Origin of the sequence: Chryseobacterium sp. Chry.R1 (assembly GCF_039645525.1) — a bacterium.
GTDB lineage: Bacteria > Bacteroidota > Bacteroidia > Flavobacteriales > Weeksellaceae > Chryseobacterium > Chryseobacterium proteolyticum.
This window is the reverse complement of sequence record NZ_CP151793.1, coordinates 1,910,573-1,934,128: the sequence shown is the minus strand read 5'-3', so window position 1 is coordinate 1,934,128 and position 23,556 is coordinate 1,910,573. Positions and strand designations below refer to the sequence as shown.

The 23,556-nt window shown below is 36.3% G+C and carries 23 protein-coding genes; 17 read left to right on the top strand and 6 right to left on the bottom strand.

Annotated features, from left to right (window positions below; translation table 11 throughout):
* Window positions 1-86 precede the first annotated feature (86 nt).
* The 3 genes from AAEU33_RS08895 to AAEU33_RS08885 form a co-directional block, all read right to left on the bottom strand.
* Complete coding sequence (locus tag AAEU33_RS08895) at window positions 87-737, bottom strand: YiiX/YebB-like N1pC/P60 family cysteine hydrolase (RefSeq protein ID WP_345992135.1); 651 nt, start codon at window positions 735-737, stop codon at window positions 87-89.
* The gene (locus AAEU33_RS08890; RefSeq protein WP_345992133.1) at window positions 715-1,170 is read right to left on the bottom strand and encodes a DUF1801 domain-containing protein; all 456 of its coding nucleotides are present in this window, start codon (window positions 1,168-1,170) and stop codon (window positions 715-717) included. The genes AAEU33_RS08895 and AAEU33_RS08890 overlap by 23 nt, the downstream gene beginning before the upstream one ends.
* A gap of 124 nt (window positions 1,171-1,294) precedes the next feature.
* The gene (locus AAEU33_RS08885) at window positions 1,295-3,082 is read right to left on the bottom strand and encodes a T9SS type A sorting domain-containing protein (protein ID WP_345992131.1); all 1,788 of its coding nucleotides are present in this window, start codon (window positions 3,080-3,082) and stop codon (window positions 1,295-1,297) included.
* A gap of 292 nt (window positions 3,083-3,374) precedes the next feature.
* Between AAEU33_RS08885 and AAEU33_RS08880 the strand changes: the two genes are divergently transcribed.
* From AAEU33_RS08880 to lnt, 5 genes are all read left to right on the top strand, one after another.
* Window positions 3,375-4,580: a pyridoxal phosphate-dependent aminotransferase gene (locus AAEU33_RS08880; protein WP_345992129.1), complete on the top strand. Its 1,206-nt coding sequence runs from the start codon at window positions 3,375-3,377 to the stop codon at window positions 4,578-4,580.
* An 8-nt stretch (window positions 4,581-4,588) separates the two neighbouring features.
* Window positions 4,589-5,086 (top strand): hypothetical protein, encoded by a 498-nt coding sequence (locus AAEU33_RS08875; protein ID WP_345992127.1) that lies wholly within the window; start codon window positions 4,589-4,591, stop codon window positions 5,084-5,086.
* Window positions 5,076-6,089, top strand: coding sequence for a UDP-N-acetylmuramate dehydrogenase (gene murB / locus AAEU33_RS08870; RefSeq protein ID WP_345992125.1), 1,014 nt, complete (start codon window positions 5,076-5,078; stop codon window positions 6,087-6,089). Before AAEU33_RS08875 ends, murB begins: the two co-directional genes overlap by 11 nt.
* 57 nt (window positions 6,090-6,146) lie before the next feature.
* Window positions 6,147-6,950, top strand: a complete 804-nt coding sequence (proC, locus tag AAEU33_RS08865; protein ID WP_345992123.1) for a pyrroline-5-carboxylate reductase — start codon at window positions 6,147-6,149, stop codon at window positions 6,948-6,950.
* Between the two features lie 126 nt (window positions 6,951-7,076).
* The gene (gene lnt / locus AAEU33_RS08860) at window positions 7,077-8,711 is read left to right on the top strand and encodes an apolipoprotein N-acyltransferase (RefSeq protein ID WP_345992121.1); all 1,635 of its coding nucleotides are present in this window, start codon (window positions 7,077-7,079) and stop codon (window positions 8,709-8,711) included.
* A gap of 149 nt (window positions 8,712-8,860) precedes the next feature.
* Here lnt and AAEU33_RS08855 read toward each other — a convergent pair whose 3' ends face one another.
* The gene (locus AAEU33_RS08855; protein WP_345992119.1) at window positions 8,861-10,573 is read right to left on the bottom strand and encodes a T9SS type A sorting domain-containing protein; all 1,713 of its coding nucleotides are present in this window, start codon (window positions 10,571-10,573) and stop codon (window positions 8,861-8,863) included.
* A 239-nt stretch (window positions 10,574-10,812) separates the two neighbouring features.
* Here AAEU33_RS08855 and rpmB point away from each other — a divergent pair, with 239 nt between their 5' ends.
* From rpmB to AAEU33_RS08820, 7 genes are all read left to right on the top strand, one after another.
* Entirely contained in the window at window positions 10,813-11,052 is a 240-nt protein-coding gene (rpmB, locus tag AAEU33_RS08850; RefSeq protein WP_007841810.1) for a 50S ribosomal protein L28, read from the top strand.
* 7 nt (window positions 11,053-11,059) lie between these two features.
* Complete coding sequence (rpmG, locus tag AAEU33_RS08845) at window positions 11,060-11,242, top strand: 50S ribosomal protein L33 (protein WP_034683820.1); 183 nt, start codon at window positions 11,060-11,062, stop codon at window positions 11,240-11,242.
* 20 nt (window positions 11,243-11,262) lie between these two features.
* Window positions 11,263-11,415, top strand: coding sequence for a DUF4295 domain-containing protein (locus tag AAEU33_RS08840; protein ID WP_002976755.1), 153 nt, complete (start codon window positions 11,263-11,265; stop codon window positions 11,413-11,415).
* 105 nt (window positions 11,416-11,520) lie between these two features.
* Window positions 11,521-12,465, top strand: coding sequence for an MBL fold metallo-hydrolase (locus AAEU33_RS08835; RefSeq protein ID WP_345992114.1), 945 nt, complete (start codon window positions 11,521-11,523; stop codon window positions 12,463-12,465).
* 111 nt (window positions 12,466-12,576) lie between these two features.
* Window positions 12,577-13,050 (top strand): RidA family protein, encoded by a 474-nt coding sequence (locus AAEU33_RS08830; RefSeq protein WP_172280283.1) that lies wholly within the window; start codon window positions 12,577-12,579, stop codon window positions 13,048-13,050.
* Between the two features lie 10 nt (window positions 13,051-13,060).
* Window positions 13,061-14,014 carry a signal recognition particle-docking protein FtsY gene (ftsY, locus tag AAEU33_RS08825; protein ID WP_345992113.1) on the top strand — a complete coding sequence of 318 codons (954 nt, stop codon included), beginning with the start codon at window positions 13,061-13,063 and terminating at the stop codon, window positions 14,012-14,014.
* Between the two features lie 68 nt (window positions 14,015-14,082).
* Entirely contained in the window at window positions 14,083-14,337 is a 255-nt protein-coding gene (locus AAEU33_RS08820; RefSeq protein WP_089027653.1) for a GlsB/YeaQ/YmgE family stress response membrane protein, read from the top strand.
* Window positions 14,338-14,410: 73 nt separating this feature from the next.
* On the opposite strand, the gene sppA is transcribed toward AAEU33_RS08820, so the two are convergent.
* Window positions 14,411-16,165, bottom strand: coding sequence for a signal peptide peptidase SppA (gene sppA / locus AAEU33_RS08815; protein ID WP_345992111.1), 1,755 nt, complete (start codon window positions 16,163-16,165; stop codon window positions 14,411-14,413).
* Between sppA and folK the strand changes: the two genes are divergently transcribed.
* From folK to fmt, 5 genes are all read left to right on the top strand, one after another.
* Complete coding sequence (gene folK / locus AAEU33_RS08810; RefSeq protein WP_306614077.1) at window positions 16,080-16,625, top strand: 2-amino-4-hydroxy-6-hydroxymethyldihydropteridine diphosphokinase; 546 nt, start codon at window positions 16,080-16,082, stop codon at window positions 16,623-16,625. The two genes, sppA and folK, sit on opposite strands and share 86 nt — an antisense overlap.
* Window positions 16,622-17,734, top strand: coding sequence for an OmpA family protein (locus tag AAEU33_RS08805; RefSeq protein ID WP_172280290.1), 1,113 nt, complete (start codon window positions 16,622-16,624; stop codon window positions 17,732-17,734). The genes folK and AAEU33_RS08805 overlap by 4 nt, the downstream gene beginning before the upstream one ends.
* A 50-nt stretch (window positions 17,735-17,784) precedes the next feature.
* Window positions 17,785-19,233 carry an OmpA family protein gene (locus AAEU33_RS08800; RefSeq protein ID WP_172280292.1) on the top strand — a complete coding sequence of 483 codons (1,449 nt, stop codon included), beginning with the start codon at window positions 17,785-17,787 and terminating at the stop codon, window positions 19,231-19,233.
* 77 nt (window positions 19,234-19,310) lie between these two features.
* Window positions 19,311-21,212 (top strand): ATP-dependent DNA helicase RecQ, encoded by a 1,902-nt coding sequence (locus tag AAEU33_RS08795; RefSeq protein ID WP_172280294.1) that lies wholly within the window; start codon window positions 19,311-19,313, stop codon window positions 21,210-21,212.
* A 180-nt stretch (window positions 21,213-21,392) separates the two neighbouring features.
* On the top strand, window positions 21,393-22,340 hold the full coding sequence (gene fmt / locus AAEU33_RS08790; RefSeq protein ID WP_172280296.1) for a methionyl-tRNA formyltransferase: 948 nt from the start codon (window positions 21,393-21,395) through the stop codon (window positions 22,338-22,340).
* Between the two features lie 41 nt (window positions 22,341-22,381).
* On the opposite strand, the gene ribB is transcribed toward fmt, so the two are convergent.
* On the bottom strand, window positions 22,382-23,503 hold the full coding sequence (gene ribB / locus AAEU33_RS08785) for a 3,4-dihydroxy-2-butanone-4-phosphate synthase (RefSeq protein ID WP_172280297.1): 1,122 nt from the start codon (window positions 23,501-23,503) through the stop codon (window positions 22,382-22,384).
* Window positions 23,504-23,556 lie beyond the last annotated feature (53 nt).

The window sequence follows — 23,556 nt, the reverse complement described above, 5'->3', positions numbered from 1 at the left end:
AAAAAAATATTAGTCTACCAAATTAGTAGACTATTATTTTTCAATTTTAACATAAAAAAAGAGAAGCTCTTCACTTCTCCTTATTTTTACAACTGTTTTATTCGTTCCAATTTATCTGAGGCAGCCAATCCATTAGGATTACAACCAGGTTCTCCTTCAGGTACTTTCAGTTTCTTTTTTTCATAGAATTCTTCCCAGAACAGGTTGGTCTTTCCTGTCTTAGGATCAATAAATGTCATCGGCTCCAGCTTAAAAATATGATACTCTCTAAATGCTCTTTCAATAAAATCCGAACAATAATAGGAATTGTCATCCAGAATATAATTGAAATTATACGGTTTCCCGATCATTGATTCAGCTTTAGCAATAGCAGACGGAATGGTATATTGATAATTCTCTTTTAGCCGGTACACCACAATATTTTGCTGATCCTTCACCTGAGCCTTTACAAAATTTTTAAGGGACTGTTTTTGAGATCCTCCTTCAGGCGCTGCATGCAATACAAAAAATGCATTACCTTCTTTTTTCAGAATACCGATATGATCAAAAGAAGCATTTTTTTGCTTTTGTGTTACATTATTGATCGCTCCCGACAAACCGGACTCTTTTGCCGTTACAAAAAGTAAGTCCCCATTTTTAAGATCTTCATTTTTAATGCTTTTGCATGCTGATATCAGAAATAAAAGAACAATGCATACAATAGGATAAACCGGGTTATTTTTTAAAATTTGATTCATAACATTCAATCCAGTCTTCGACGGTCATTTTTTTACTTAGCTCAGAAATTAGTTCAAAAGGAATATCCTCCATTTTTTTAAAACGGATACAGGATTTCCCCATATCAAGCTTTTTCGTTGAATGCTTCGGAAATTCTTCAACAAACCACTCCAGAAGATCCGGCTTTGCGTAGATTCCCATATGATAGAGTGCAATAAAATTCTTTTGGGAAGCCAGGCTGATAAACGGAAGAGGTGATCCGGGTGTACAATGGTATCCGGCGGGATAAGTTTCCAACGGAACGCCCCACCCTACCATTCCATAACCAGTATTGCTACTAAAACCTTTGGGTAAATTATTGTTTACAGCATCAAACAGTTTTTTAAAAGCCTCTTTCCTTTCTTCAGGAATCCAGGCGATATACTCTTCTATAGAGGTTGTATGGATTTGCATATTCGTTCAGTTTTATCAGTTTCCAAAATAACAAAATTAAAAGACAACTTCATATCATTATATATCAAATAAAAAAAGGCAGTCATTCTCATAACTGCCTTTCTTTATAATCTACATTAAGGATCTATTGTTTGATAGCCTTTACTGTTGTTTTTGAACCGTCTTTAAATTGAATATTCACAAAATACAATCCTGAATTCAATGTATTTAAATTGATTTCTTTCGTCGGATTTTCAATTGTTTTCACCAACCTTCCTGCCACATCCGTAACCGTAACAGCTTTAACATCTTTGGTATCTGAAATATACAATACATCTTTGAAAGGATTCGGATGAACATTCACCGTTTTTTTGTTTGCGTTTACTTCAGAAGTGCTTAGTTGTGCAGATTCTACCGTAAAGTTGTCAACAAAGAAATTATAATCCGGAGCATCATCTACTGTTCCGTCCGTTCCATAAAAGGCAAAGACTGTATTTGCACTGGTGTTACTTACCAGATCATAAGAATAATTAGTCGATACATTAGTAGCCGGGCTGTTTACATCCCAAGTCTTCAATATATTCCAAGTACTTCCACCATCATTGGAGACCATAAAATGTATTATATCATCAGAACCCATTGGAGAAGAAGCAGTTCCTGAATAGGTCGTTGCTCCGTAATCAAATTTTACTTTGTAACCACCTGCTGAAAGATCAAATGGTACTGTTTTTAGCCATCCTGTGCTATTTGTCGTGTAAAGATTGATTCTTATGGAACCTGTGGTTCCTACATTTAAAAATCCATCCTGCACCCAATATGTTGTAGATCCCGTAGGGCCTGTTGTAGGGGTACCTCCGGAAAGATTATTTGCCCAGCAATTTCCAGGTATAGAATCAAAAGTGTTTGTATACGGAGGTATCATTGCTCCGCATAAGGTTGTAAAAGTACCACCAATTGACCATCCGCTCTGGCTTGTTGCCGTTGTACAATTCGTTCTCACCCAATAATAATAGGTTGTTGATGAAGACAAGCTTCCAATAGTAGTTGATGTTCCGGTAACTCCCGTAATATTCGGAGTTGTAGCACTTGTCGGAGGCGTGTTTGTTGTACTGTAATACACATCATAGCTTGCTGCTGTTGTTGTCGGAGGAATTGTCCACGAAACCTGCGCTGAATTTGAAGTAAGTGTTCCTACAGGCTGAAGCGTCGGAGCAGAGCAATCTGTGAAAGCATCCGCTGAAAACGCAAAAATATTCGAAATTCCTGAGCCGGCACTTTTCGCAATGGTTATACTCTGTATCGGTTTCGTAACATTAGCCGCATCAATGGTAAGTACAGATTGATATAATCTGGGATTGGTCGTACTGGATTCCAATACGTTATTTGTCCTGTTAATCCTTCCGATTCCCTGGATGGCATAATTCGATCCCCCATACCAATCCGAAAGGGCAAGGCCTGAAAATACCTGAGTAGTATTATCTGTAAAAGTTACCGTAGCACTTACGGTAGATGTCCCACTACCACTTGTTGAAAGCATGTACAGTTTAAAAGCCGCCTTGGGAGTTCCAAAAACCAAAGTTCCGGATTGGCCTATGGTCGCAAGCCTTAAAGAGTTATTTCCACTTAGATCTCCCAACTGATAGCTGAGGCCCGGTGTACTTCCCACTACGGAATTGATAATTCCATTTACAGGAATTCCATAATTAATAGGGGTACTTGAGGAAGTAAGCTGGAAGTCCCTTGCCACAAATGCAAAGGAAACCCCATCTACATCCATTGTTGTAGACGTCATGGATGAACCTATCCCATTCGCAATAACATCTGCAGTATATCCTGATTGTACAGGCATTGTTTGAAAGTTTTGAGCCATCGCATCTGACCCGAAAAACAGAGCACACGTACTTAATGCTCCAAAAAGTAGATTTATTTTCATAGTATTTAACATTAGCTCAGTAAATTTATAAAAAAATCAACACAAAACAACTTTATTTAAACAATATATAATAATTTAATATTATAATACACATAATCAACAATAATTAAAATAAAAATTAAAAACAATCATCAATACTAAAAATTAAATAAATATTGAAAAGACAATCAAGGGATTACAGATTTCAACCTCAAAGAAAAATTTAAAGCATGAAATATAATTATATAGTGTTCCTTATAATTTTAATATTGAAAAATTAAGTGTTATTTTTGCCATACAAATTTTTCAAACAATGCCGAATATATCAAACAGAGCACAACATATGCCGCCATCGCCGGTAAGAAAGCTGGTTCCTTTTTCTCTTCAAGCAAAGCAGAAAGGAATTAAAGTATATCACCTTAATATCGGACAACCGGATATTGAAACTCCGGAAACGGCTTTAAATGCTTTAAAAAATATTGATTTAAAAGTATTGGAATATGCTCTTTCTGAAGGAAACCTGGAATATAGAAAAGCACTTACAGACTATTATCATTCTTTGGGGTTTGCGGATCTTACTCCTGATAATTTCATTGTAACCAACGGAGGTTCTGAAGCATTAAATTTTGCTATTTCCACATTATGTGACGATGGAGACGAAGTTATTATCCCTGAGCCTTACTATGCCAATTACAATGGATTTGCAAGCACATTCAATGTCAACGTTGTAGCTGTTCCATCGACTATAGAAACAGGTTTTGCTTTACCTCCAATTGAAGAATTCGAGAAAAAGATCACTGAAAAAACAAGAGCTATCGTTATCTGCAATCCCGGAAACCCAACCGGATACCTTTATACCCGTGAAGAGCTCCAGAAGTTGGCAGAAATTGCTTTAAAATATGATATCGTTGTAATTTCCGATGAAGTATACAGGGAATATGTATATGATGGGAAACAGCAGGTATCTATGCTTTCTTTTCCGGAATTAAGTGAAAACTGCATCATTATAGACTCAGAATCAAAGAGATATTCCATGTGTGGTGTAAGAATCGGCTGTATGATTACGCGTTCAAAAAAAATACACGATGCAGCAATGCTATTTGCACAGGCCAGATTAAGTCCTGTTCTTTTAGGACAAATTGCAGCTACAGCTGCACACCACAATGACGGAGCATATATCCGCGGGGTAAGAGAGGAATATACCCACAGAAGAAACGTTTTGGTGGATCTGTTAAATGCTATTCCCGGAGTAATCTGTCCTAAACCGAAAGGAGCCTTCTATTGTGTGGCACAACTTCCTGTAGATGACACTGAGAAATTCGCTCAATGGTTGCTGGAAAAGTTTTCGCTTAATAAAGAAACAATCATGGTAGCACCGGCAGGTGGTTTCTATAGCGATCCTGAACTGGGTAAAAAACAGGTAAGAATTGCTTACGTATTAAAAGAGCAGGATTTAAGAAGAAGTGTTGAAATTCTAAAAGAAGCACTAAAACAATATAAATTAGAGTTCAATCTATAAATAACACAATGTCAGCAGTAAGAAATTTCGTTTTGAGAATATTATTTTCAATGTTTTTATTGCTGACATTTTTTTCATGCTCCCCAAAGGAGAAAAAAGCTCCTGTTCCACAAAATCCTAATGAAATCACCTTCATAAGCGTTTCAAATATTGGTGGCATTCTTGGAGACTACAGGATTATAAAAGTTACTAAAGATTCCATTTCCATAGAAAAAGGCACCACAGCAAAAAAGACACACCAGTGCTGGAGCTCTTCAATGCATGCTAACAAATGGAAGCATCTGGTTTCAAGTCTTGACATACGAACCCTGAACAGCATTAAAAGCTCTCCCAGCGCCCAATCGGTAGATGGAGTTGACGAAACTTTTCAGATCAGGACACCGAAAAAGGCACATGTCTACGTGAATGCTTATCAGGACACGATTCATTATTCCCAACTGCAAACTCTTAAAAACAGAATAGAAGAGATTCTTCCTAAAGAATACCAACAAGCCTATGCACGATAATTTTTCCCTAAAACCCTACAATACCTTTGGCGTTGAAGCGAAAGCAAAATATTTTACAGAAGTAACAACCATTGATGAGCTGAAAGAAGCAATCCTATTCTCCAGATCTCACTCTTTACCGCTCTTATTTTTGGGTGGCGGAAGTAACGTTTTACTTACAAAAGATTTCGATGGTATTGTCATTCTTCTCAATCTGAAAGGAATAACCGAAAAAAATCAGGACGAAAACAATATCCTGGTAACAGCAAATGCTGGTGAAAACTGGCATGGGTTTGTCATGTACTGTCTGAATAATAATTATGGCGGACTTGAAAATCTATCTTTAATCCCGGGAAATGTAGGCACTTCTCCCATGCAGAATATCGGCGCTTACGGAACTGAAATAAAAGACATCTTCGTTCAATGCTCTGTCCTGAACCTGGAAACTCTTGAAGTTGAAATATTCGATTTGGAACAGTGCCGGTTCGGCTACAGGGATTCTATTTTCAAACAAGAAGGAAAAGGAAAATATGTGATTCTGGACGTAACGTTCAGGCTGACAACGAAAAATCATATCATCAAAACTGAATATGGTGCGATTACAGGAGAACTGGAGAAATTAAATATTAAAAATCCTACCATACAGGATGTTTCCAATGCTGTGATCAATATCAGACAAAGCAAACTTCCAGATCCTAAACTGATCGGAAATGCAGGTAGTTTTTTTAAAAATCCGACAATTCCAAAATCCCAGTTTAAAGACCTTAAACTAAAATTCGAAAATATTCAGGGATACCCTAATGGAGATCAGGTAAAAGTTCCCGCAGGATGGCTGATTGAGCAATGCGGATGGAAAGGTAAGCAAATAGGAAACGTAGCTTCACACCGATTACAATCGCTTGTTATCATTAACGCTACAGGAAATGCTACAGGAAAAGAAATTTATGATTTCTCCACATTAATCATTAACTCTGTAAAGGAAAAGTTTGGAATAGAGCTGGAGAGAGAAGTAAATATCATATAAAATAGAAAAACTAATTACAAAAAATAATATTTTCGTTTAGAATTAAAAAAGCACAATATGAAAATAGCCATTCTGGGAGCAGGAAATATGGGGTTATCATTTTCAAAATCTTTCCTGAAATATGAGTTGATAAAACCTGCAGATCTGCATCTGATTACAAGAAACGAATCTAAATTCGCCAAAATATCGGAAGAATTTCCCCATTCAAAAATTTCTACGTTCGATGAAGTTAGGGAGCTGGATGCTGACCTTATTATTATCGCTGTAAAGCCACAGGACTTTCAGAATGTGGCGGATAAGATTCAATTTACTCTTAAAGAAAATCAGATGATTTTATCCATTATGGCCGGAATTAAAATACAGAAGATTCAGAAATTATTAAACCATCGAATGGTGGTCAGAGCGATGCCTAACTCCCCCACTCTTTTAGGAATGGGCATTACGGGATATACCTCCGCGGAAGGTATTTCTTTCAGCCAGCTTATTATTATTGAAAGGCTTCTCAACAGCACAGGAAGATCAGTTTATTTGGAAGACGAAGAACTATTGGACAGTGTAACCGCTTTATCCGGAAGTGGTCCTGCTTATTTTTATTACATTGTTGATGCAATGATTAAGGCCGGTGTAGAAATGGGAATTGATGAAAACCTCTCTAAACTTTTCGTTAAACAAACCATGTTGGGCGCCTACCATCTGATGAATAACTCCGAAAAAAGCCTTGAAGAATTAATAAAAGATGTTGCCTCGAAAGGAGGTACTACCGAAGCAGCTCTAAAGACTTTTGAAGAAAAAGGATTAAAGGAAGCTATCGGGAAAGGGATTCTAAATGCAGAAAATCGCGCTAAAGAACTAAACGGCTAAATCCACTACATAAGGTATAGTAAAAATAGTGTTCGAGGTATAATAATAAGCCTCTGCAATTTCTTTACCCTCAATTGCAGATTTATTCATTTCAAAAACATTAAATTTGTATGTTAATCTAATGTAATGAAATACGTTCTACTTACGCTCATTTCAGCGATGCTGCTGTCCATATCATGGCCAACTTACGGGATTCCGTTCTTTATTTTCTTTGCTCTTGTTCCTCTCCTTATGATGGAACATGGCGTTTCTAAATTTTCAAGCTTTAACAGAAAAAGCTGGGTAGTTTTCGGACTTTCCTATCTATGTTTTGTGATCTGGAATATTGTGACAACAGGATGGCTGTACGGTTCAAGAAACCCGGATGGCAGTCATTCATTAATGGCCGTTGTATTTCCTGTTCTCGTCAATTCATTTTTATACTCCCTGATGTTCCAATGTTACCATTGGTATAAAAATGCACAGGGAACCTACTGGGGATTTGCATTTCTTATCGCTATCTGGATGGGATTTGAGAAATTTCATATGAGCTGGGAACTTACATGGCCATGGCTTAATCTCGGCAATGCATTTTCCGATTATCCGAAATTAATCCAGTGGTATGATACCCTGGGAGCTACAGGAGGCAGCTTCTGGATCCTGATCGTCAACCTTTTTATTTTTTATACCATAAGGACTTGGGAAGCAGGACGCAAAAGAAAAGATCTTATCAAAAATACATCGATTGCCGTAGCTATAATCGTCATTCCAATGATTATTTCAATAATTAAGTATAATAATTTTGATGAAAAACCGACAGGCCAGGTAAATGTTTTATTACTCCAACCTGATCTTGATCCATATGCAGAAAAGTATTCGACGGACAGCCTGACAATAGAAAATGACCTTCTTGGTCTTGCGGAGAGAAACTCCAAAGGTAAGATTGATTATTATATTGCTCCGGAAACAGCACTTCCGGGAAGAGGATCTATTTCGGAAACCGCTTTTGAAAAAAGCGTACTTCTGAATAACATAAAAGGCTTTCTCTCCAAACATCAAGGTTCTGTTTTTGCTACCGGAATTTCTTCGCATCGTTTTTACCTAAATCAGAACAATCTTCCTAAAGAAGCTTATCAGATCAATCAGCGACTGTGGGTTTCCAGCTACAATTCAGCCATTCAGGTCATTCCCAATCAAAAAGTAGAAGTCTATCACAAAGGCAAATTAGTTCCCGGTGTGGAAATATTCCCCTACATGAATGTTTTAAAGCCTATTTTAGGAGATGCTATGCTCAACCTGGGAGGAACCGTAGCATCATTGGGTACAGACAAAGAAAGGGTAGCCTTTTCAAACCCTTACAATAAAGGAAAACTGGCTCCTATTATTTGTTATGAAAGTATATATGGAGAGTTTGTTACGGATTATGTGAGAAAAGGGGCTAACTTTTTAGCCATTATGACCAACGACTCCTGGTGGGGTGTTACAGAAGGGCATAAGCAACTTTTGTCTTATGCCAAATTAAGAGCCATTGAAACCCGTAGAGAAATTGCCCGCGCAGCCAATAGTGGAATTTCAGCACACATTGATGCAAGAGGAGAAATTGTTGCCGACACTTTCTACGGAGATAAAACTACTTTATTTGCGAAAGTGAATCTGTATGATCAACAGACTTTTTATACAAGGACCGGGGACCTTTTATCAAGAATCTCGATTTTTGCACTAGGTTTCTTGCTTTTCTATTTTTTAATTAAAAGAGTTCAGAGCAGATTTCAAAAAAAATGAAATTCAATTGACTAAAACGGGAAGCTTTTGAGCTTCCCGATAGCCGTCTCTCCGCTTTAATATATCGAAGATCCGACACAAACAAATACAAACAATAAAGAGAAAAACCAGCTGGACACCTGGTTTTTCCCGGTTAATAAAACGTTCAATTATTTAATGATAAGTTTTTTAACAGTCCATTGATCCTTTATTTTTACTTTCAGAAAATAAATCCCTTTCGGAAAACCGAACAGATTTACAGACTGATCCGCATTCTTTTTTACAGTCAACTTTCTTCCGTCTACTGCATACATTTCAACATCAGTAATTTGCTTTCCTTTAATAAATACTTTTTCCGAAGCAGGATTAGGGTATATTAAAAACTCATCATCTTTAATAATATCCTGAGTTCCCAAGGTTCCTTCTGCAGAAGGATCTGAATATACTCCTGAGGCATCTATTGATCTTACGCTCCAATATACATTCTGAATGGATGGGTCAAGATCTAAGAACCATGAGGACGTTGTTATTACATATCGGGCCACATCATGAGCTCCGGGAGTCTTTCCAACTTTGATTTCGTACCGCAAAGCATTTACAGGCGTCTTATCATCACCTGCTCCACTCCATGAGAAATTAAACTTGTTACCGTTTCTGGTAAGATTCAGGTTTACAGGAGGCGAAGGTTTTAGGTTTGTTTCCGCAGAAACATTTTTGAAGATTTTAGTTAGTGAGGGCATTCCCGGATCTGCCCAATCAAATCCGGACAATACAACATCAAGATGATGATCATTGTTATAGTCAAGTAAATGCACAAAACCAGGGCCTCCCAAAGTATGTAAACCTGTTGTTATATTTTCAGTAAATGTTTGACCGGCAGGATTAAACAAAAACACTTTAACCAAAGCATTATTATTTTCATCATTTCCAGACAGTATAAAATCATAATACCCGTCATTATTCAGATCCCCTGTTGCCAGGGATGGCTCTGAAAACTCCGGAATGTCAAGTTGCTGAAGACTAAAATGGCCGGTACCATCATTCATCAGCACACCAAGATATCCCTCATAATTTTCATCCTGAGCAGCTACCACAATATCCTGATAACCGTCTGCATTAAAATCGGCAAATTCAAGCTTTCCGTTTGCTAAAGATAAAAGCGTCTGAGACAGGGTAAGGACCCCTGAATTATTGAGATAAACCCTGAATAGCGGATTACTATTGATATCATATCCCAAAATTACCATATCCAGCAACTGATCATTATTCAAATCCACCATTTTAAAACTGCTGTTTTGTGTGCCTTCCATCCAACCCGGAATCAAAAGAAATCCATTCCCTGTATTCTGATAATAATCCAATTTATTAACGAAACCTGTCCCGCTAATGTATTGCGCTCCATTAATAGCATAATCCTGCAGCCCATCATGATTAAAATCGAAAACTTCCATTGAACCATATACCTTACCGGGAAGCTCAGCTTCCTTAACAAATCCCGAACCGGTATTGCGGAACCGGTAATGTTTGTAATTAACGATATCCATATAACTTAAGCCAGTAGAAATAATATCAGCAAGCCCGTCATTATTATAATCAATAAATTTGATATCTCCCAGATGAGTAACATCTACTCCCAGATTAGCATAGGAAGTCATTGTAGTACCGTTATTCTTATATATTTCATTGAATGAAGTATCCGCACTACCATCTCCATCTGTATCTATTGCTCCATTAACGACTATATCCTGAAAACCATCTCCATTAATATCCGCCACATCACAGGATGAATAATAAAAATTCTTCATATCCGTTTGTACTTCAGAAAAATTTTGTGCCATTATACCGACCGGTAATATAGATAGTAAAACATAGACCTTCCTCATGTTATTTTTATTTAGATTAATTAAAAACAAAGATATGTGATAAATTTATCTAATGTTATGATCTTTACATGAAATATATCAGTTCCCGCTCTCTGTCAGGAATCAGCTGTTATATAAGGTAATCTTCAATATTATTAATCAAGATGTTATTTGTAAATATTTTCTAAAAGATTTGCCTATCTAAAAAATTCTTCGTTATTTTGCAACCTCAAATATTATACAAATAAGAACATCGAGATATGTCAAGAATTTGCCAAATAACAGGAAAGCGTGCAATGGTTGGTAACAACGTTTCTCACGCTAATAACAAAACGAAGCGTCGTTTTGAAATTAACTTATTGGAGAAGAAGTTTTACCTTCCGGAGCAAGATAAGCACGTAACACTGAAAGTATCAGCTCATGGATTGAGAGTGATTAACAAGATTGGAATCGAAGAAGCTCTTGAAAGAGCTGTAAGAAACGGATTGATTAAAAAGTAATTGAATCATGGCAAAAAAAGGAAACAGAGTTCAAGTAATCCTTGAATGTACAGAGCACAAAGAAAGCGGTATGGCAGGAATGTCTAGATACATTTCTACTAAAAATAAAAAGAACACTACAGAAAGATTAGAGCTTAAAAAGTATAATCCTGTTCTTAAGAAATATACTCTTCATAAAGAAATCAAGTAATTTATAAAATATAATTTACCATGGCAAAAAAAGTAGTAGCAACCCTACAAAGCGGTCAGTCAAAAAAAATGACTAAAGTTGTGAAAATGGTGAAGTCATCTAAATCAGGTGCTTACGTTTTCGAAGAAAAAGTAATGAATGCAGACGAAGTTGATGGTTATTTGAAAAAATAATCCCCTACTTTATTTACAATATAAAAACTACTCATATTTTGAGTAGTTTTTTTTGCTTATTACATATTTTAAGTTAAAACAACTTATTTTAGTAAAAAAATATTGATGAAAAATTTCATTTTATGTACATTCCTACTACTTATAGCTAGCTGCAATAGTAGAAAAGCACCAACAGCAGAGAAAAGTAAAACAGGAATACAGCTTATTGTATTAGGAAATGTTCAGGACGCAGGTTCTCCTCAATTAGGATGTAATAAAGAATGCTGTAAAGACCTTTGGAAAAATCCTGATTTAAAACGAAAGATCATATCCATGGGAGTAATGGATCATCAATACCAAAAAAACTATCTTCTTGATGCCAGTCCTGATATTTCTTCTCAGTTACAATTACTGCAACAAGAACATACAACACCAAAAATAATTGATGGGATCTTCATAACGCATGCTCATATAGGGCATTATACAGGTTTAATGTATCTGGGAAAAGAAGGTGCATCCACACAAAATATTCCCGTCTATGCAATGCCCAAATTAGCAGGATTTTTAAATAACAACGGACCATGGTCGCAATTGGTGACTCAAAAAAATATTGTGGTTAACGAAATGCAAAATGAGCATCCTGTTACCTTAAGCCCTAATCTAAAAATCACCCCTATTCAGGTCCCTCACCGTGATGAGTTTTCAGAAACGGTTGGTTTTTTGATCGAAGGCCCTGAAAAAAAAGCGTTGTTTATTCCTGATATTGACAAATGGGGGAAATGGAAATACAATATTACGGACTTCATAAAAAAGGTGGATTATGCTTTTATTGATGCAACATTTTACAATGCCACAGAGCTTAATAACCGGGATATTTCAACCATTCCTCATCCCCTCGTTGAAGAAAGCATGCAATTATTTAACAATTTAAGCACGGAGTATAAAAAGAGGGTATATTTCATCCATTTTAATCACACCAATAAACTATTAAATCCGGAGAGCAACGAAAGTAAGACTGTCATTAAAAACGGATATAATATTGCAAGAATGGGTGATATTGTAGCATTATAATTTCATATATATGATGTTTTAAAACCGCTGTAATAAGCTTAGCCAAAAAAGACAGCTTTCAGGAAGTTTTTTTGTTATCTTTGCTCACCAGATGATTTAATACAATTGGATATGAAAAAGATTGTTGTTCTGGTTTTTACGTCAATGTTCCTTTTTTCATTCAGTCAAAACACAATGAATAATATAGAATATAAAAATTCAGAAAATGTTTTCCCGATAAAAGGACTCTCCCAATCTGTAAGCATAGATTGCGGATCCTCAAAAATGATCCTTTTATCAGGACAGGTTCCCCTGGATGCCAAAGGAAATTTAGTAGGGATGGATAACGTAGAAAAGCAAACGGAACAAATCTTTAAAAATATCGAGAGCATTTTAAAAGAATATGGAGGAACCACGAAAGATATTATCAAGCTTGGAATTTTCATTACAGATATTTCCAAGACTCCAGACTTCAGAAAAGTCAGAGATCGGTATATCCATCTTCAGAATCCTCCCGTAAGCAGCCTTGTGGAAGTAAGCAAGCTCTTCAGAGATGACGTGCTTATCGAAGTGGAAGCAACTGCAGTTATTAAAAAAAATAAATAAGAACGGAACTATGAGTTGGTTTAAAAATATTTTCAAAAAAGAAGAAAAGGAAACTTTAGATAAAGGATTGGAAAAATCCAGCCAGGGTTTCTTTGAAAAAATAACAAAAGCCGTAGTCGGTAAAAGCACCGTAGATGATGAAGTATTAGATGACCTCGAAGAAATACTAATTGCTTCGGATGTTGGTGCATCCACAACGATCAAGATCATTCAGAGAATTGAAGAACGTGTTGCCAGAGACAAATATGTGAATGTAGGTGAACTCGATAAAATTCTTCGTGAAGAAATATCAAACTTACTTCTCGAAAATCCGCATGCAGGAACCGGAAATATTGATACATCAAAAAAGCCGTATGTTATTATGGTTGTCGGTGTAAACGGAGTCGGAAAAACAACAACTATCGGAAAACTGGCCCATCAGTTTAAGTCGGAAGGCAAAAAGGTAGTTTTGGGAGCCGGAGACACTTTTAGAGCTGCAGCTGTGGATCAGCTGACCATTTGGAGTGAAAGAGTCGGCGTACCTATTGTAAAGCAGGAAATGGGTTCTGATCCTGCCTCCGTAGCTTTTGATACCGTTCAAAGTGCAGTTGCCCAGGGTGCCGATGTTGTGATCATTGATACGGCAGGAAGGCTCCACAATAAAGTGAACTTAATGAACGAACTTTCAAAGATCAAAAGAGTAATGCAAAAGGTAGTTCCTGATGCTCCTCATGAGATTCTTTTAGTTCTTGACGGTTCTACCGGTCAAAACGCATTTGAGCAGGCAAAGCAGTTTACAGCAGCCACAGAAGTAAACGCTTTAGCCGTTACAAAATTAGATGGAACAGCCAAAGGAGGAGTGGTTATAGGCATTTCTGATCAATTTCAGATTCCAGTGAAATACATAGGGGTTGGAGAGAAAATGCAGGATTTGCAATTGTTTAATGGTACGGAATTTGTTGACTCATTCTTCAAGAAGAGATGATTTATATCATCTTCTTCATGAATTTGCAAAACACATTTCATATATATTAACAATTAAAATTTAAAACTATGGGAATTTTAACTTGGATCATTTTTGGTCTTATCGCAGGTGCAATAGCTAAACTTATTATGCCTGGAACACAAGGTGGTGGTTGGCTTATGACCATTATATTAGGAATCGTTGGAGCTTTCGTAGGTGGATTTGTTGGAAGTTTAATCGGCTGGGGAACAGTTGAAAACTTTGACTTCAGAAGCATGTTATTAGCAGTGGGAGGTTCACTTATCGTCCTTTGGATTTTTGGAATGGCCTCAAAGAAAAGCTAAAAAAATATTTTATCAAAAATTAAAAGACCGACTTGAAATTCAAGCCGGTCTTTTTTTAAAACAATATAATAATTTAGTTGATCTTTATCTGATAAGGCATTTCCATTTTCACCTCAGATCTTAGCTTCTCTTCTGTAATCTGTTGTAAAATTTCATAATTGGCTTTACCTATTTTGCTTTTGATAACTCTTGCAGAAATATCATCTTCATTCAGGTCTTTAAATATTTGTTCAAAAGGAGACATCTTCTTAGGATACGAGGCCACATTATAAGATTTCAATCCGGCTTTTTGCGCTGCAAATTTCACGGCATCATTTAATGTTCCCAATTCATCCACCAAACCGATTTGTTTAGCTCTTACACCACTCCATACTCTTCCGCCACCGATGTTATCGATCTGCTCAAATGTCTGTTTTCTGTTTTGGGTTACAAAGTGTACAAATCTTTTATATGTTCCTTCCACACTTTTTGTAATCATACTTACACCATATGGAGTTACACCGTTCAAACCTGAATAATATTGCGAATTGGCATTCGTAGCGACAATATCTGATCGGATTCCATTCTTATTGGCAATATCCTTGAAATAAGGAATTACTCCAAAAACTCCAATTGATCCGGTCAAGGTATTAGGTTCAGAATAAATTTTATCTGCAGCCATTGCAATATAATACCCTCCTGACGCAGCATAATCACCAAAAGAAACAATCAGTGGTTTTTTCTTTTTTAGCTGCTGAAGCTCAAACAAGATCTCATCGGATGCATTAGCACTTCCTCCCGGGGAATTGATCCTGAATACAACTGCTTTTACTTTATCATTTTCCTGAAGATCCTTGATATACTTAATGTATTTTTCAGAGTAAATTTCATTATAACCATCTCCATTGTTTATAGAACCGGAAGCATACAATACCGCTACTTTATCTCCTGATTTTTCATCATCAGAATAAGAGTTGATATACTTTCCTAATGAAATTTTGTTCAGCTTATCTTTTTCTTTTAAGCTTAGCTTAGATTTAATAAGCTCATCATATTCCGTTTTCTGAATAAGCTGATCTGCCAGTTTATACTTCAGACTTTGTTCAGGAATCATACCATACAAACTATCAACAATAGTCTTAAACTGTAATGAATCAATTTTTCTTGATGTTGCAATTTTCGAAGATGTATTTTTCCACAGATCGTTAAGAAGAGTACTTAATTGCTCTTTATTTTCTGGAGAAATATCATTTCGTAAAAACGGTTCTACTGCAGATTTAAATTTTCCATGACGGATCACTTCAATTCCGATTCCGTATTTATCCGCAAAATCCTTGAAAAAGGTAACTTCTGTAGCCAATCCTTTTAATTCGATCATACCGGAAGGATTCAGAAAATATTTATCCGCTACAGATCCCAGGTAATAAGATGACTGTGAAGCCGCATTTCCATAAGCATACACAAATTTTCCACTCTTCTTAAAATCCTGTATAGCATTCCGTAAATCGTCGATTTGTGTAATTCCCGCATTTAGATCATCCGCCTCAATACTGATTCCTTTAATATTGTCATCCGTTTTAGCTTTTTCAATGGCTTCTAAAGCTTCATATATTAAAATGCTTTTATTCTGATTTCCTATATTAAATACACCCGTTTGTTCTTCAGTAGGGCTATCAATTATGATCGTCTTTAAATTGATCGTTAAAACTGAGTTCTTTTTTACCACTACCGATTTATCACTACTCATAGAACTAAATACCAGCATGACTATAAAAAAGAAGAAAAATACAGCACATAGTATGACAATTGCCACTATATTTGCTAAAACATTTTTAAAAAAACTTTTCATATATCAATCATTTTTTAATATGTCGCAACATAAGGTAGTTTTGTTACTAGGGAGTAACCTTGGGGATGGAAAAAAAAATATAGAACAGGCTATTGAAATGTTAAAAGCCGGTGGAATTGAAATGTTAAATATTAGCATTTTTTTAACATCTGACCCCGTAGAGTTTGTTAGTTCTAATATTTTTTGTAATATTGCAACAATAATACGCACACATCTTTCGCCTATTCAACTGCTTGATTTTGTTAAAAGTATTGAATTTGAAATGGGAAGAACTAGCGATTCAAAATCCTCTGGAGGTTATAAAGACCGCATTATTGATATTGATATTGTTAAGTATGATGAGTTAAAATTTATATCAGAAAGGTTGGAAATCCCTCATACCAAACATCTTTATGAAAGGGAATTTTCCAGAGTATTATTAAATGATGTTATCAAACAAAACATAAAACATATTGTATGAAATTAGGTTTATTATTATTGGCCGCGCTGCCTATTGCTACTTATGCTCAGGACAGTACTACAGTAAATTCGTCGGACAAGTACCCTAATACATTCTCCTCGGGTTCCGCTAATGTTCAGCCTTTTGATAATAAGGCAAGAAGATTTAACGATTGGTCTATATCAATCGGTGGAGGTGCTGCATTTATGCCACATGCCGATCTTACTTCATTTTATGATGGAAAGATCAATTGGGGATACAATGCATATATCAGTTTGGACAAACAGATCTCTCACGTTTTTGGGGTAAGCCTTATCTACCAGAGAGGAGAAACGAATCAAAAAGCTAAATTAGCCGGTGCTGCCGGTGTAGCTGCTGGAGTGGGTGTAGCCAACACAAGATACGATCAGATAGCTTTATTGGGGGATGTAAATTTCTCAAATCTATTAAGAAGAGTTGATAATCATTCTCCATACAGATGGGCTTTCCATGGATATGGGGGAATTGGTGTTATGGGATATAACACTTCCCTGCATGACAACAACGAATTCAGATGGAGTAATGCTCCAAGAAGAGTTCCTTTATTTATCAAACAGGATATAGACATCAACTCTATTTTCTACCAATTCGGGTTTGGAGTGAAATATAACGTTTCAAAACTTATCGATATTGAAGCCAGAACAATGTATATCATCAGTGGTGATGACGAGTTCGACGGTGGAGGTAATGCCGGACCTGCTGATTATGATCCTGCATCTAAAGTATCTAAGTACAACATGATCAACAAATCAAGATCTGATAATATGTGGACCGTAAACTTAGGGGTATCCTTTAAATTAGGAAAACATATGTCGCATCTGGCATGGCATGATCCTTTACAGGAAGCTTATTACAGAACAGAAGAGCTAGAAAAAGCGACAACTGATCTTGTAGTTTGTGAAAAAGGAGACAACGATAACGACGGAGTTTGTGACGATTGGGACAGAGAACTTAATACTCCTGCCGGTGCAAGAGTAGATGGTGCTGGTGTTGCATTAGACATGGACCTTGATGGCGTTATTGATTTGTATGATAAATGTGTTACAGTTCCGGGACCTGCTGAAAACAACGGTTGTCCGACAGGAAAGTAATCACAACGACTAAAGAAATCATTTAATTAACTAAATAAAAAAAATACACTATGAAATTAAGTTTAGCAATTGTAGCATTAGCATTAGCTGTTCCAACAGCTTCTTTTGCTCAAGACTCAACGGCAGTTTCAAAAGGAGAATATCCTAATACATTTTCTTCGGGTTCTGCCAATGTATCCCCTTTTACACAGAAGTCTAAAAGATTCAACGACTGGGCGATTTCATTTGGTGCCGGGGTACCATTAATGCAATCAGCGGATTTAACATCTATCAAAAATGGTAATGGTAAAAATCTTTTCGGATATTCTGCATATGTAAGTATCGATAAAGCTATTACTCATGCTTTTGGTATTAACTTACAATACGACAGAGGAGAGACCAGACAAGGATTCTTCAACACAAAAAATTCAGCTCCTACTGATTTAGCTGTAAGAGACAGAATTGGTGCAAGAACTCAATACGATGCGATCTCAATCTTGGGGGATGTTAACTTCTCTAATTTATTAAGAAGAGTTGATAATCACTCAACTTACAGATGGGCGCTTCACGGGTATGCAGGTATCGGTACTCTAGCATATAGAGCTTATTTAAAAGATCCTTCTGGGCAAAAGCTAATGACAGAAGTTAAACCTTTTAAATTCAACTCTCTGTTTGGACAAGCCGGAGCAGGTCTTAAATTCAAAGTAAACAGAAGCTTAGACATCGAAGGTAGAGTAATGTACGTAGTTACAGGTGATGATTCTTTCGACGGTGGAGGTGCACCATACAGTGCAATCAACCAAAGAGAAGAAGGAACGTCTGATAATTTCTTCAATGCTACTTTAGGGGTTTCTTTAAAATTAGGAAAACACGAGTCTCATTTAATGTGGCATGACCCATTACAGGAAATCTATTATAAATTAGATGTTTTGGCTAACAAAAACCAGGATATCGAAGTTTGTAAAAAAGGAGATGCTGATAATGACGGAGTTTGTGACGATTGGGACAGACAGCTTGATACTCCTGCCGGTGCAAGAGTGGACGGTGCAGGTGTTGCCCTTGACACAGACCTTGATGGTGTAATCGATCTTTACGATAAGTGTGTTACTGTTCCTGGACCTGTTGAAAACAACGGTTGTCCTACAGCAACTACAGGACCTGTAAAAGAAGAAGAAAGAACTCTTGAAGGAATTGAATTCGATTTAAATTCTGACAGAATCTTACCTTCAAATACACCAATCCTTAACAATGCTGTTACTTATATCAATCAATCAACTGGTTCTTATAATGTAATTGGAGCAACAGATACAAGAGGAACTGATGCTTACAACAAAAAATTATCTGAAAGAAGAGCTAATAACGTTAAGAATTACTTAATCAAAAATGGTGTTCAGACAGGTAAGTTAAATGCTATCGGTAAAGGTGAAAAAGACCTTAAATATCCTGAATGTGAACCAGCTACTAAATGCCCTGAATGGAAAAACAGAGCAAACAGAAGAGTTTACTTCGAGGCTAAATAATAAACTATTTATTCATTATACAAAAGTCACGCATTGCGTGACTTTTTTTGTTGTGATACTTTCCTTATTTTTATGCCATGATTTCTTCAAGCGATTTTGACCAGTTAAAATATAAGACCCTTAAATATTTCTGGGGATACGATAGTTTCAGAGATTCTCAGGAAGAAATTATTAATTCTATTATTAACGAAAAAGACACACTGGTTTTACTTCCTACAGGAGCCGGAAAATCCCTATGCTATCAGCTTCCGGCTTTGTTCCGGGAAGGTGTATGCCTCGTAATCTCTCCCTTGCTTGCCCTGATGAAGGATCAGGTAAATCAGCTTAAATTCAGAGGAATTGAAGCGGAATATCTGTCTTCGGAACTTGATGACTATGATGCAGAAGTTATTTTTAACCGATGCAAAGACGGATTAACCAAGCTGCTTTACGTTTCACCGGAAAGATTAACGAACAGACAGTTTATCCAGAATATGGAAGAAATACAGCTTTCGTTTATTGCTGTAGATGAAGCACACTGTATTTCGGAATGGGGACAGGATTTCCGTCCAAGCTACCAGAATATAAAGGAATTCAGAAAAAATAATCCCGACATCCCATGCCTTGCTTTAACTGCTACTGCTACCCCAAAAGTTTTAGAAGAAATAAAAATAAAGCTGGGATTGATCAATCCTGTAGTTTTTCAAAAAAGCTTTAAAAGAGAAAATATACGGATCTTTACTGAAGAAGTGTCCGATAAATACCAGCGGATTTATGATATTTTAAAGTACAATAATGACTCAGGAATTATATATGTCCGTACCCGAAAAGAAGCTGAACTTCTTACGGAATTTCTGCACAGGAATCAGCTGAAGAATGTAGATTACTTTCACGCAGGATTATCCACAAAAGAAAAAAATGCTAAACAACATTTATGGAACACCCGTAATGATTATGTTCTGATCTCAACTAATGCCTTTGGTATGGGAATCGACAAGGATAATGTCCGGTTTGTAATTCATTACTCCCCTTCTCCATCGCTTGAAAATTACTATCAGGAAATAGGACGTGCAGGAAGAGACGGGCAGGATAGTTTTGCATATTTATTATGGAACCAACAGGAAATTGTAAATTTTGAACAGATATTAAAAAATCAGATTCCTAACAAAGCAGAGTTTCTGAAGATCATCAGTTACCTTTACTCAGTTTTTCAGGTTGCCGAATATGAACTTCCTGAAAAAGTATTTCAATTGAACATGAATGGTATTCAGAATTTTACAAAATTATCTGTTGCCAAGATTAAAAACGTTCTGAACTTTCTTCATAATCAGGAAATCATCTATCACAACGACAACAAAAGTTTATCTTCACTTGAGTTGCTGATACAGGCTGATGAAATAGATCAGCTTCCTAAAAAAGATGCTTACTTTATCGAGCTTATGCTTCGCACTGTATCAGGAATAACAACTCATAAAGTAATGTTCAGTGAACAAAATGTAAGCAACAAAATTGGAATTGCAATTCCTTTAATAAAGGAACGTCTTAAAGAACTCCAGCAAAAAAATTATCTCGAATATGTAGACGGAGCCCTATCCAGTATTAAGTTTTTAAAACCCCGGGATGAAAGAACCATCAATGGCGCCTACTGGAAGCTTTTTGAACATATTCAAAGAAATAAAATCCAAAAATGGGAGGAGATGAAGTTTTATGTAGAAAACAAAGATTATTGCAAAATGAAGCTTATCTTGTCCTATTTTGGAGAGAAAAATTCAAAAACCTGTGGGCAATGTTCTATTTGCGAAAAGAATAAACAAACCATCTTTGGAAAGAATATATCGACTCAGCTGATAACATTATTGGCTAAGAGACCGGCTACTATTGAAGAGCTTTCCATCCAGCTGAGTTATCATTCCAAAGAGAACATCTTAGAAAACCTGATTTTTCTATTGGACTCCGGAAAAGTAAAAATGCTGAATTTCAGGACGTATGCTTTGGCTTAGTTGAAAAATGTAGTTATGTATTCATGTATTAATGTATTAATGTATTCATGTATTAATGATAAAAATTAATATTTCTCATGAGTTTTCAATTAGCAACCTCTAACCTCTAACCTCTAACCTCTAACCTCTAACTTCTAAATTCCCATCATTCAACTTCAACTAAAAACTTATCTTTGCAGTATGAAATCATTAAAAGTCGTTTTTCTAGGTACTCCCGAATTTGCTAAAACTGCTTTAGAAGCTATTCACCAGTCTCATCATGAAGTAGTTGGTGTTGTAACAGTTGCCGATAAAGCGAGCGGACGGGGCCAGAAAATCCATCAGTCTCCTGTAAAAATATATGCTGAAGAACATAACCTTGCTGTTTTCCAGCCGGAAAAATTGAGAAATCCTGAATTCTTACAACAAATCAAAGATCTGAATGCTGATGTATTTGTGGTTGTTGCTTTTAGAATGATGCCCAAAGTTCTTTTTGAAATGCCAAGAATAGGGACATTCAATCTTCATGCTTCCCTCCTTCCCGATTACAGAGGTGCGGCCCCTATTAATTATGCTGTAATTAATGGTGAACAAAAGACAGGGGTAACTACTTTCTTTATCAACGAAAAAATAGACGAAGGAAATATCCTTCTTCAGGAAGAATTACAGTTGCTGCCGGATGAGAACGCGGGAAGTCTTCACGACAGATTAATGCAAATAGGATCAAAGCTTGTTGTACGTACTTTGGATGGCCTTGCTGAAAACTCTATTAAGGAAATACCTCAACCACAGGTTGAGCATCCTAAAAATGCCTTTAAAATTTTTAAAGAAGATACTAAAATCAACTGGAATGCTCCGTCTAAAGTCATCCATCAGTTTATTCTGGGAATGTCCCCGTATCCTGCTGCTTTTACGACCCTGAAGATTGGAGAAGAAGATAAAGGATTAAAGATTTTTGGAGGAAAATTTGAGGTTTCCCATCATAATGAAACTCCCGGAACACTGGAGATATCCAAAAATACTTTTAAAATTTATACCCAGGACGGAATCTATGAGCCATTAGAACTCCAACTGGAAGGTAAAAAAAGAATGAATATCAAAGATTTCCTGAATGGTTTCAGAAATTTTGACGAAATAAAAATGGCTTGATTACTCAAGCCATTTTTTATATTGAAATGTCGTAGATATTTCTATAATTTCACCATCTCAGTAACTTCCACATCATATCCTCCTACCTGAGGTTTTACATCAGGATTCTGGGTAAGTACTTTGAATTTATTAATTCCCAGGTTTTTCAGAATCTGTGTTCCGATACCGTAGTCCCTGTAATTATAGGCTAATGTCGGATGTTGCTGCTGACCATCCTGATAATCTAGGAACTGCTGTAATTTTTTCAATGTGTTTTCAGAATTGGAAACATTATTAATAAAAATAATAACTCCTTTCCCTTCTTCATTGATCATTTTGGTTACTTTCTCCAATAGCGGAGTTTCCCCATTATTCAGTCTTGTTAAAACATCAAAATAAGAATCAGAAGACTGTACTCTTACCAATACCGGTTCATCTATAGTCCATGCACCTTTGGTCAGTACAAAATGAATCTGCTCATTAGAGGTTTCCCTGAATGCATAAAAATCGAATTCCCCATAATGGGTTTTCACTTTTCTTTCTTCTATTCTGTCAACTAAATTCCCTTTTTTAAGCTGATAGTGAATAAGATCCTCAATTGATACAATCTTCATATCATGCTTCTGAGCAAATGCGTACAAGTCGGGAAGACGGGACATCGTGCCATCTTCATTCATAATTTCACAGATTACTCCACCTTCTTTTAAACCTGCCAAATGTGTAAGGTCAATAGCCGCTTCAGTATGTCCGGCTCTTTTTAGTACTCCCCCTTTCTTTGCACGAAGCGGAAAGATATGTCCCGGTCTCATAAAGTCAGTAGGTTTGGATTTTTCGTCCATTAAAGCAAGAATGGTTTTAGCTCTGTCACCTGCTGAAATTCCGGTTGACGTACCATTTCCCAAAAGGTCCACGGAAACCGTAAAAGCTGTTTCTTTAGGATCACTGCTTCTGCTCACCATGATGTCAAGACCTAGTTCATCACATCTTTTTTCAGGAAGAGGCATACAGATAAGTCCTCTCCCGTGCACTGCCATAAAGTTGATCAGTTCAGGAGTTGTAAGTTCTGCAGCACAAAGAAAATCTCCTTCATTTTCTCTGTTCTCATCATCCACTACTATGATTATTTTACCATTTTTAAGGTCTTCGATAGCCTCAGGAATAGTATTTAATTTAATATCAGACATTTTTACTTTAAATTTTTGCAAAGATACTCATAAAAAAAGGCATCGCCAATTAA

Coding starts and splice junctions, on each gene's coding strand:
- AAEU33_RS08800 (WP_172280292.1), top strand. CDS start 17,785: ATGAAATTAAGTTTAGCAATTGTAGCATTAGCATTAGCTGTTCCAACA.
- folK (WP_306614077.1), top strand. CDS start 16,080: ATGACTATAAAAAAGAAGAAAAATACAGCACATAGTATGACAATTGCC.
- AAEU33_RS08880 (WP_345992129.1), top strand. CDS start 3,375: ATGCCGAATATATCAAACAGAGCACAACATATGCCGCCATCGCCGGTA.
- fmt (WP_172280296.1), top strand. CDS start 21,393: ATGAAATCATTAAAAGTCGTTTTTCTAGGTACTCCCGAATTTGCTAAA.
- ftsY (WP_345992113.1), top strand. CDS start 13,061: ATGAGTTGGTTTAAAAATATTTTCAAAAAAGAAGAAAAGGAAACTTTA.
- AAEU33_RS08840 (WP_002976755.1), top strand. CDS start 11,263: ATGGCAAAAAAAGTAGTAGCAACCCTACAAAGCGGTCAGTCAAAAAAA.
- AAEU33_RS08885 (WP_345992131.1), bottom strand. CDS start 3,082: ATGAAAATAAATCTACTTTTTGGAGCATTAAGTACGTGTGCTCTGTTT.
- AAEU33_RS08855 (WP_345992119.1), bottom strand. CDS start 10,573: ATGAGGAAGGTCTATGTTTTACTATCTATATTACCGGTCGGTATAATG.
- AAEU33_RS08895 (WP_345992135.1), bottom strand. CDS start 737: ATGAATCAAATTTTAAAAAATAACCCGGTTTATCCTATTGTATGCATT.
- rpmB (WP_007841810.1), top strand. CDS start 10,813: ATGTCAAGAATTTGCCAAATAACAGGAAAGCGTGCAATGGTTGGTAAC.
- proC (WP_345992123.1), top strand. CDS start 6,147: ATGAAAATAGCCATTCTGGGAGCAGGAAATATGGGGTTATCATTTTCA.
- AAEU33_RS08795 (WP_172280294.1), top strand. CDS start 19,311: ATGATTTCTTCAAGCGATTTTGACCAGTTAAAATATAAGACCCTTAAA.
- sppA (WP_345992111.1), bottom strand. CDS start 16,165: ATGAAAAGTTTTTTTAAAAATGTTTTAGCAAATATAGTGGCAATTGTC.
- ribB (WP_172280297.1), bottom strand. CDS start 23,503: ATGTCTGATATTAAATTAAATACTATTCCTGAGGCTATCGAAGACCTT.
- AAEU33_RS08890 (WP_345992133.1), bottom strand. CDS start 1,170: ATGCAAATCCATACAACCTCTATAGAAGAGTATATCGCCTGGATTCCT.
- murB (WP_345992125.1), top strand. CDS start 5,076: ATGCACGATAATTTTTCCCTAAAACCCTACAATACCTTTGGCGTTGAA.
- AAEU33_RS08875 (WP_345992127.1), top strand. CDS start 4,589: ATGTCAGCAGTAAGAAATTTCGTTTTGAGAATATTATTTTCAATGTTT.
- AAEU33_RS08805 (WP_172280290.1), top strand. CDS start 16,622: ATGAAATTAGGTTTATTATTATTGGCCGCGCTGCCTATTGCTACTTAT.
- rpmG (WP_034683820.1), top strand. CDS start 11,060: ATGGCAAAAAAAGGAAACAGAGTTCAAGTAATCCTTGAATGTACAGAG.
- AAEU33_RS08835 (WP_345992114.1), top strand. CDS start 11,521: ATGAAAAATTTCATTTTATGTACATTCCTACTACTTATAGCTAGCTGC.
- AAEU33_RS08820 (WP_089027653.1), top strand. CDS start 14,083: ATGGGAATTTTAACTTGGATCATTTTTGGTCTTATCGCAGGTGCAATA.
- lnt (WP_345992121.1), top strand. CDS start 7,077: ATGAAATACGTTCTACTTACGCTCATTTCAGCGATGCTGCTGTCCATA.
- AAEU33_RS08830 (WP_172280283.1), top strand. CDS start 12,577: ATGAAAAAGATTGTTGTTCTGGTTTTTACGTCAATGTTCCTTTTTTCA.